This window comes from Microbacterium sp. GbtcB4, assembly GCF_019091465.1.
Lineage (GTDB): Bacteria > Actinomycetota > Actinomycetes > Actinomycetales > Microbacteriaceae > Microbacterium > Microbacterium paraoxydans.
This window is the reverse complement of sequence record NZ_JAGXJJ010000220.1, coordinates 1-261: the sequence shown is the minus strand read 5'-3', so window position 1 is coordinate 261 and position 261 is coordinate 1. Positions and strand designations below refer to the sequence as shown.

At 45.2% G+C, this 261-nt stretch carries 1 protein-coding gene; it reads left to right on the top strand.

What is annotated here, in order from left to right; translation table 11 throughout:
- Positions 1-60 precede the first annotated feature (60 nt).
- Positions 61-261 (top strand): hypothetical protein (locus KVS71_RS17750; protein ID WP_217585193.1); only part of this gene is annotated, 201 nt, incomplete at its 3' end.

Genomic DNA, 261 nt, shown 5'->3' with positions numbered 1-261 from the left:
ACAAAGTTGTGAAGATTTCAGAGACCACACTGCTAGTACTGAGCCTAGCAATAATCTTGTGTGGAGATTGCTCTGGAGAGAGGAAAATGGAGAGACTCCTATGGAGAAAGCAATCTTTTTCTGGTCTCCTCCCAAGAAGAAGCTGTTTGCAGTGCGGTAGAGATACACAGCTGCAATAGTTCTCTACTGACAAAGACCACCGGCAATGGTATGATAGTGATCGGCGGCAATGAGAAGGAAAATAGGCGTGCAAATATGCTG